General features: G+C 53.0%; 7 protein-coding genes, 1 pseudogene and 1 other annotated feature. Of the genes and pseudogenes, 1 reads left to right on the top strand and 7 read right to left on the bottom strand.

Going from position 1 to position 8,435, the window contains the following annotated elements; all coding sequences use genetic code 11:
• Positions 1-141: 141 nt before the first annotated feature.
• Complete coding sequence (tal, locus tag QZ506_RS03865) at positions 142-1,095, bottom strand: transaldolase (protein WP_291969206.1); 954 nt, start codon at positions 1,093-1,095, stop codon at positions 142-144.
• A gap of 182 nt (positions 1,096-1,277) precedes the next feature.
• Here tal and yaaA point away from each other — a divergent pair, with 182 nt between their 5' ends.
• On the top strand, positions 1,278-2,051 hold the full coding sequence (gene yaaA, locus QZ506_RS03860; RefSeq protein WP_291969205.1) for a peroxide stress protein YaaA: 774 nt from the start codon (positions 1,278-1,280) through the stop codon (positions 2,049-2,051).
• 76 nt (positions 2,052-2,127) lie between these two features.
• Here yaaA and thrC read toward each other — a convergent pair whose 3' ends face one another.
• The 6 genes and pseudogenes from thrC to QZ506_RS03830 form a co-directional block, all read right to left on the bottom strand.
• Positions 2,128-3,417, bottom strand: coding sequence for a threonine synthase (thrC, locus tag QZ506_RS03855; RefSeq protein WP_291969203.1), 1,290 nt, complete (start codon positions 3,415-3,417; stop codon positions 2,128-2,130).
• A 3-nt stretch (positions 3,418-3,420) separates the two neighbouring features.
• On the bottom strand, positions 3,421-4,350 hold the full coding sequence (gene thrB, locus QZ506_RS03850; protein ID WP_291969201.1) for a homoserine kinase: 930 nt from the start codon (positions 4,348-4,350) through the stop codon (positions 3,421-3,423).
• A gap of 2 nt (positions 4,351-4,352) precedes the next feature.
• Positions 4,353-6,812: a bifunctional aspartate kinase/homoserine dehydrogenase I gene (thrA, locus tag QZ506_RS03845; RefSeq protein ID WP_291969199.1), complete on the bottom strand. Its 2,460-nt coding sequence runs from the start codon at positions 6,810-6,812 to the stop codon at positions 4,353-4,355.
• A 96-nt stretch (positions 6,813-6,908) separates the two neighbouring features.
• Positions 6,909-7,010 (bottom strand) — a sequence feature (Thr leader region).
• A gap of 98 nt (positions 7,011-7,108) precedes the next feature.
• Complete coding sequence (locus QZ506_RS03840) at positions 7,109-7,783, bottom strand: tRNA/rRNA methyltransferase (RefSeq protein ID WP_291969197.1); 675 nt, start codon at positions 7,781-7,783, stop codon at positions 7,109-7,111.
• A 331-nt stretch (positions 7,784-8,114) separates the two neighbouring features.
• Positions 8,115-8,291: pseudogene (locus tag QZ506_RS03835) on the bottom strand (IS1 family transposase); the annotation flags it as partial.
• Positions 8,266-8,382, bottom strand: a complete 117-nt coding sequence (locus QZ506_RS03830) for a hypothetical protein (RefSeq protein WP_291969208.1) — start codon at positions 8,380-8,382, stop codon at positions 8,266-8,268. The pseudogene QZ506_RS03835 and the gene QZ506_RS03830, both read right to left, overlap by 26 nt.
• Positions 8,383-8,435 lie beyond the last annotated feature (53 nt).

Genomic DNA, 8,435 nt, shown 5'->3' with positions numbered 1-8,435 from the left:
TGCTGCGGGCGTACGCCGATGGCCACTTTACTCGATGGAAAACGGATCTGGGCAGAAAAGAATCTGAACCAGATGTAATCTGACAGACACCTGTATAAATAATCGGTAACTGTCAGATCAGGTCTGAGCTAGTACAGTTAATTACATCAGACCTTCAATCATTTTTTCCAGTTTGCCCTGATCGATAGCAAACTTGCGGATACCGTCTGCCAGTTTATCAACCGCCATCGTGTCCTGATTGTGCTGCCAGTAGAACTCGGCTTCAGTCATTTTCGCCGGACGCACTTTGATCTCACCGCTATAAGCCAGTTTGCGCGGCACATCGCCGGTGGATTCCGACAATTCTTTCAGCAATGCTGGCGCAATGGTCAGGCGATCGCAGCCCGCCAGCTCTAGAATTTCGCCGCTGTTACGGAAGCTTGCGCCCATCACCACGGTCTCGTAACCGTGCGCTTTGTAGTACTCATAGATTTCAGTAACGGAGATAACGCCCGGATCTTCCTGCGGCGCATACTCTTTCTTATCCGTGTTGGCTTTGTACCAATCCAGAATACGGCCCACAAACGGAGAGATCAGGAAGACACCGGCTTCCGCACAGGCACGCGCTTGTGCAAAAGAGAACAGCAGTGTCAGGTTACAGTTGATGCCTCCTTTTTCCAACTGCTCGGCGGCACGGATGCCCTGCCAGGTTGAAGCCAGCTTAATCAGGATGCGATCATTACTGATGCCTGCATCGTTATAGAGCTTAATCAAATGGTTAGCTTTGGTAACGCTCGCTTCAGTGTCATAAGAGAGGCGTGCATCCACTTCCGTGGAGATGCGTCCAGGGATCAGTTTCAGGATTTCCAGACCAATATTGACGGCCAGTTTGTCCGTTGCATAGACAAGCTGCTGTTCCCGTTTGCTGCTCTGCTCACGCGCCCACTTCACCGCGTCTTCAATCAAAGAGCGGTATTCAGGAATTTGCGCCGCGTTCAGAATCAGGGAAGGGTTGGTGGTAGCATCCTGCGGTTTGTAGAGCTTCATCGCAGCGATATCACCGGTATCAGCCACGACCGTGGTCAATCGGCGTAGGGAAGTCAGTTTATCCGTCATGTTGGCATATCTCGTTGTGGGTATATGAACGTCGTCTTGTGTTTCGCACTTATAACTTACTTATGTTTCGATAATAACACGCACCGCCCCCCGCGCAAGACAGCCTTTTCCTGTTGCAGCCATCGCCCCTTTTTCCGTGTTTTTTGCTACAGTACTTGCAACAAAAACAGGGGAGCCATGCCATGTTGATCACCATTTCGCCAACGAAAACGCTGGATTACACCAGCCCGTTAGCCACCGAGCGTTACACGCAACCCGCGTTGCTGGACCATGCCAGCGAACTGATCGCCCAGTGTAAACGGCTCACACCGGCACAGATCGCCTCGTTGATGGGCATCAGTGACAAACTTGCGGATCTCAACGCGGGACGTTTTAGCGAATGGCAGCCCCATTTTACCCCCGACAATGCACGCCAAGCACTGTTGGCCTTCAAAGGCGACGTGTATACCGTGCTTGCCGCAGAAGATTTCAGCGAGGCGGATTTCGATTTTGCCCAGCAGCATCTGCGCATGTTATCCGGGCTGTATGGCGTACTACGTCCGCTGGATCTGATGCAACCCTATCGTCTGGAAATGGGCACGCGGCTGGAGAACAAGGCTGGCAAAGATCTTTATCACTTCTGGGGTGATACCATCACGCAGCACCTCAATCAAGCGCTACAGGTGCAGGGTGATGATATTCTCGTCAACCTGGCGTCGGATGAATACTTCAAATCCGTCAATGTCAAAAAGCTCAACGCTACGCTGATAAAACCAGTGTTTCTGGATGAGAAAAACGGCAAGTTCAAGGTGATCAGCTTCTACGCCAAAAAGGCGCGCGGTTTGATGAGCCGTTTTATTATCAAAAACCGGCTGACGCAGGTTGAGCAGCTGCGAGATTTCAATCTGGAAGGTTACTTCTTTGCGGAATATGGCGCGACCCAGAACGAACTTGTCTTTAAGCGCCACGCGCAGTGAAGGTTACCGTTCCCCGCACGGCGCGGGGAACGATGAACATCGACGGTTATAACAACAACGCTTATAACAACAGGGGTTATTCCGGCAACGCCATCAGGAACTGACGCAGTTGCGCGAAATCGGGTGCAAAGTTGTGCGAGAGCAATTCCAGATCCGCACGCTGCGCCAGCGCTTCCGGCAGATCCAGGGTTTTCCCCAGAATGGCTTCTACGCTCTCTTTGAATTTCGCCGGATGCGCCGTCCCCAGGAACAAACCGAACTCGCCCGGCTGAAGTTGGTCGCGCAGCAGACGATAAGCGATGGCCGCATGGGGTTCAGAGGTATAGCCCAACGCTTCCAATTCATGCATGGTCGCTTTGGTCACGTCATCACTCACAGCACCAAATCCCAGCGTTGGCAGCGCCCAGTTTTTACGACGGAACAGTTCCTCGACGCGCGGCCAGTTGTTCGGCTGGCTGACATCCATGGCGTTAGACAGCGTTGCTACTGTCGAGTTAGGCACCCATTCGCCGTTGCTGAGATAACGTGGCACGGTGTCATTGGCATTGGTGGCAGCGATAAAGCGCTTGATCGGTAAGCCGAGGGATTTTGCCAACAGACCGGCGGTCAAATCACCGAAGTTGCCACTCGGCACCGACACCACCAGTTGCTGACGCGCGGCGGCAGGAAACTGCGCCACGGCTTCAAAGTAATAGCAGATTTGTGCCAGCAATCGGCTGATATTGATGGAGTTGGCTGAGTTCAAGCCAATAGCCTGTTTCAATGCTTCATCGTCAAACGCCTGCTTCACCAGCGCTTGGCACGCATCGAAATCGCTGTCGATCGCGATGGTATGGATGTTGCCCCCCAGCGTACAGAACAGCTTCTCCTGCAACGGGCTGATTTTCCCGCGTGGATACAGAATCACCACACGCACGTTATCCAGACAGTAAAACGCGTGCGCGACCGCCGCACCGGTATCACCGGAGGTTGCCGTCAAAATGGTGACTTTTTCTCCGTTGGAGACCTGTGCCAGCATTTGCGCCATAAAGCGCCCGCCAAAATCCTTAAACGCCAGCGTCGTGCCGTGGAACAGCTCCAGAGATGCAATGTCTTCAGAGACCGTGGCAACCGGAGCCGGGAAGGTAAATGCCGCTTTAACACGTTGATAAACGGTTTCCGGCGCAATCTCATCACCCAGATAGGCAGAAAGAATGCGGCTGCTGCGCGTAACCAGATCCAGTTCCAGCAGATCATCGATTTCCGTCGAACTGAACTCATGCAATTCCAGCGGGAAGAACAGCCCTTGCTGGCGTCCAAGTCCCTGTTTGATCGCCTGCGCGAAGCTGACCTGCTCGTTGTGATCTTTTAAGTTGTAAAGTTTCATGCCTTATCCCAATTGACGTGCGCCTGTCGTGTCCAGACGGCAAATATGAACAAACCCTTCATCGTTCTGCAAATAGTTATCTTGCAGCCAACTGGCCAGACGCTGCGCCTTTTCCATATCGTCGCACACGGAAAACAGCGTCGGCCCAGAACCAGAGATACCGCACACCAGCGCACCGATATCTTTTGCCGCCTGACGCGCCTCTGCAAACCCATGCAGCAGGCGCGTACGGTACGGCTCGGCGATCACATCCTGCATCAACGCCGCCGCCAGCGCAGGCTGGCGGGTGTGGCAAGCGTGAATAAAGCCCGCCAGATAAAGGCCATGGCTGATGCAATCGTGGCGGCGATACTGCGCGGGCAGAATGGCACGCGCTTCCGCCGTTGACACTTTGATCCCCGGATAGGCCATGACCCACAGCCAATCGTCAAACGCAGGCACTGGCTGACTGATGATGCCGTTTTGCTCGATCATCAGTTGAATACCGCCCAGGAAGCACGGCGCAACATTATCGTAGTGTACGCTGCCTGAAATACGCCCTTCCAGTTCACCCATCAGCGCCAGCAAACGCGCATCATCCAGCGGTTTGCCACAAAATTCGTTCATCGCCATCAGACCGGCAACCACGGAACAAGCACTGGATCCCAGACCCGAGCCGATCGGCATGTTCTTTTCCAACGTCATAGCGACAGGAATAGTTTTCCCCACTTCCTGACAAAACCGCTCCCAACACTGGTAGACAATATTCTCTTTCGGTTCACTCGGCAGTTTACCAACAAAACGGCCTTCATTACGTAAGCTGAAGCTCTCAGCAGCCGTTACGGTTACGCAATCGCCCAACAGTGAGCCATCAACAGGCGTAACCGCCGCGCCCAGTACATCAAACCCAACGCTGACGTTGCCGATCGACGCGGGCGCATAAATTTTAACCATCATTATACTCCTGACTTCCATGACAGCGTGCGCAACAGATCGGCAAACACACCGGCCGCTGTCACATCATTACCCGCGCCATAACCGCGCAGCACCAGCGGCAATGGCTGGTAATACTGGCTATAGAACGCCAGCGCATTCTCACCGTCTTTTACTTTGAACAGCGGATCGTTACCGCCCACTGCGCTAATTTGCACTTTGCAGCGCCCTTCTTCAATCACGCCGATATAACGCAACACTTTACCTGCTTCCCGCGCTTGCGCCACTTTTTCACTGAATTGCGCATCCAACTCGGGTAAACGCGCCATAAAGGTATCGACATCGCCTGAAGCATCAAAGGACGGCGGCAGCACCGACTCTACGTCGATATCAGCCAGCTCCAGCTTATAGCCCGCTTCACGCGCCAGAATCAACAGCTTGCGCGCCACATCCATGCCGGACAGATCGTCACGCGGATCGGGTTCGGTGTAACCATTGGCTTTCGCCTGCAACGTCGCCTGCGACAAGCTCATCCCTTCATCCAGCTTACCGAAGATAAAGGAGAGCGACCCCGAGAGGATCCCGGTGAAACGCAGCAGTTCATCCCCGGCATTCAACAGGTTTTGCAAGTTTTCAATCACAGGAAGCCCGGCGCCAACGTTGGTGTCATACAGGAACTTACGGCGTGATTTACCGGCAGCGCTGCGCAGTTGCTGGTAATAGCTCATGGAACCGGTGTTAGCCTTTTTGTTTGGCGTGACGACATGGAAGCCATCGGCCAAGAAGTCAGCATACTGATCTGCCACTGCCTGATTAGAGGTACAGTCCACGATAACCGAGTTAAGCAGATGATACTCTTTCACCAGACGAATCAGACGACCCAGATTAAAGGGTTCGCGTGCCTCATTCAGCGCTTCACGCCATGAATACAGCGCAATGCCGTTAATATCGGTCAGCAAGGCTTTGGAGTTGGCAATACCACAGACGCGCAGATCGATATGTTTCTGCTTCAGCCACTGCTGCTGGCGGTGAATTTGCTCCAGCAAGGCACCACCTACGCCGCCGACACCGATAACGAACACATCGATCACTTGATCGGTATTAAACAGCATCTGGTGCGCCACACGCACGCCAGTCACCGCCACGTCGTTATCCACCACCACAGAGATGGAGCGCTCAGAGGAACCCTGCGCAATCGCGATGATATTGATATTGGCACTGGCCAATGCGGAGAACAGGCGTGCAGAAAGGCCGCGCAGCGTGCGCATACCGTCGCCCACCACGGAAATGATCGCCAGACGCTCGGTGATATCCAGCGGCTCCAGCACACCGTCTTTCAGTTCCAGATAGAATTCATCTTCCAGCGTTTTCTTGGAACGCGCCAGTTCGCTTTGCGACACGCAGAAGCTGATGCTGTACTCGGAAGAGGACTGCGTGATCAGCACCACTGAGATGCCCGCACGGGACATCGCCGAAAACACGCGCGCTGCCATCCCTACCATGCCTTTCATGCCGGGGCCGGATACGTTAAACATCGCCATATTGTTCAGGTTGGTGACGCCTTTTACCGGATATTGGATATCGGTGCTGTCTAAACCAATCAGAGTGCCGGGCGCTTGGGGATTTTCGGTATTTTTAATCAGGCAGGGAATTTGGAACTGGGCAATGGGAGCGATGGTACGGGGGTGAAGTACTTTGGCACCGAAGTAGGATAGCTCCATCGCTTCCTGATACGACATCGACTTCAGCAGTCTCGCATCAGGCACCTGACGCGGGTCGCAGGTGTAGACACCGTCCACGTCAGTCCAGATTTCACAACAGTCAGCGCGTAAACAGGCGGCCAACACGGCGGCAGAATAATCAGAGCCGTTGCGGCACAGTATCACCAGTTCCCCTTTATCATTACCCGCCGTGAATCCCGCCATCAGAATCACGTGATCGGAAGGAATGCCTTGCTCGGCGATACGGCGCGTGGATTCCGCGATATCCACGGTAGATTCCAGATAATGCCCCTGTGCCAGCAGGCGTTTTACCGGGTCGATAACCGAGACCTTATAACCACGGGCCTGAAATACCGCTTCCATGATAGCAATAGAGAGTTTCTCGCCACGGCAGATAATGCTGGCGTTGACGCTGTCCGGGCATTGCCCCAACAGTGAAATGCCGTGCAGAACCTGTTTCAACTGGCCCAGTTCTTGTTGTACCAGCGTGGACAAGCGCTCATATGGGAAACCCGGCTGAGATTCTGCCAGCCCTTTTAGCAGAGAAGAAAAGATAGTTTCGGCATCATTGATATGCGGCAGAATATCTTGGCCCGCAACGGTTTTATCAATCATCGCCACTAGGTGGTTGGTGATTTTCGCCGGGGCAGACAGCACGGTGGCAACCTGTCCCTGACGCGCATTGCTCTCGATGATATCGGCAACGCGCGCAAAACGCGCCGCATTCGCCACAGAAGTCCCGCCAAATTTCAACACTCGCATTTTTATCTCTTCTCCTGAGTTTCAGTCACCAAAACACGCCGTGCGCTTTTGGCTGCCGCCGCTGGCGGCCCTGGTCGGCGGAGCCTGCTCTTCGCCGTAAAAAAAACCCGCACTGTTTAGGTGCGGGCTTTTTCAGATTCTTTTCTACGCGTCAGTACGCACCGTTACTGGTAATAATGGTGGTGGTTAGGCTGATTTGACGCATGCGTAAAGGACTCTCGATCAACAAATCGGTTTCTATCCTCTATTAGTTAAGGCAATCGCGACATGAAGTCAATGGATTTCTTTTTTTCATCTCACTTCAGCGCCTTCTCAATATCGTGCAGCAGCGTATGCAGCATGGCGGTATCCCGCTGCTGTAACAGCCCGATGCGTTGCAGTAGCCGATCACGCAGTTTCTCGTCATAGTCTACCTGCAACGTCACCAACAGCTTTTCCAGCCGATGACGCAGCGCCACCAACTGCCCGGCTTGAGCAGTCTCTGCCTGCACCTGCATCAGTTTCGCCAACTGGTAACAATAGACCATGACGGCCTGCCCTAAATTCAGTGACGGGTAGTCTGCCTGCATCGGCACACCCGTCGATATATCCGCCAACGCCAATTCGTCGTTGGTGAGGCCAGAATCTTCACGGCCAAACACCAGCGCTGCCGAACTGACCCACTGCTGTTTCTCCTGCATCACCCCAAGCAACTCTGTCGGCGTGCAGTAATAGTGAAACCTGGCTCGCGAGCGCGCTGTCGTCGCGACGGTAAAATCCACATCGGCCAACGCGTCAGCAAGCGTAGGGTAGCAGGTCACATTATCCAGAATATCACCGGCCCCGTGCGCCACGCGGCGTGCACCTGGCTCAAGGTGCGCCTGACTGTCAACAATACGCAGTGAATGAAATCCCATGGTTTTCATGGCTCTGGCTGCCGCCCCCACGTTCTCTGTGCGAGCTGGCTCGACCAGCACAATAAAAAACTGCACAAAACCTCCAAAGAAGAGAAAATGGCTGACGAACGTGCGATACCCGGTATGCGCCGTCCCCCACGCCGTCGTTTAATTTAACATAAATGAAACATTCGAGCGTCACCTTACGGTAAAAAATGCGGGTCAGGCTTAAAAAGGGATAAAAACCAAAAAATTCATTACATATGTTTTAATATCAATGCATTATATAATGACCATCTCGAGATGGCGTTCCGTGTTCGTTGCGGTCGCTTGCGCTGCTTAATCGTATCCAAATCAGGCAGATTGTGACTTAATCTGGCAATCTTATAAGTATTTTTTGTCGTGTATTCAATGAGTTGATGTAGCATCAAACGTAGTACTCGCGTTCGATGTAAGTACCGATGATCCTATCGTGCATTTCGGATGATTTTGAATATCCGGGCGTTTTGCGATTGAGCCGTTGCAATCGGTTACGCAGTGTCAGATGTGCACGCTCAATACGCTGTGTATACAGCTTGCTAACAATGTGTTTTACTTTTGGAAGTTAGTCGTTGTAAGCCCTGTAGCCATCCGTGTTTGCATGACTGACGACGGTAACGCTGATGGCCACTTTTGCCATAACCGTGTTTTTTCACAGGAGATGTCTGTTCACAAAACGGGCATCTTACATCAACTTTAGCCACTGTAT

It is taken from the genome of Candidatus Symbiopectobacterium sp. (assembly GCF_020054415.1).
In the GTDB taxonomy this organism is placed as follows: Bacteria; Pseudomonadota; Gammaproteobacteria; order Enterobacterales; family Enterobacteriaceae; genus Symbiopectobacterium.
The sequence above is the reverse complement of the archived record's forward strand: the minus strand, read 5'-3'. Positions and strand labels throughout refer to the sequence as shown.

What these genes read in the sequence shown, in the direction of transcription:
- tal (WP_291969206.1), bottom strand. Translation starts at nt 1,095, where the DNA reads ATGACGGATAAACTGACTTCCCTACGCCGATTGACCACGGTCGTGGCT.
- yaaA (WP_291969205.1), top strand. Translation starts at nt 1,278, where the DNA reads ATGTTGATCACCATTTCGCCAACGAAAACGCTGGATTACACCAGCCCG.
- thrC (WP_291969203.1), bottom strand. Translation starts at nt 3,417, where the DNA reads ATGAAACTTTACAACTTAAAAGATCACAACGAGCAGGTCAGCTTCGCG.
- thrB (WP_291969201.1), bottom strand. Translation starts at nt 4,350, where the DNA reads ATGGTTAAAATTTATGCGCCCGCGTCGATCGGCAACGTCAGCGTTGGG.
- thrA (WP_291969199.1), bottom strand. Translation starts at nt 6,812, where the DNA reads ATGCGAGTGTTGAAATTTGGCGGGACTTCTGTGGCGAATGCGGCGCGT.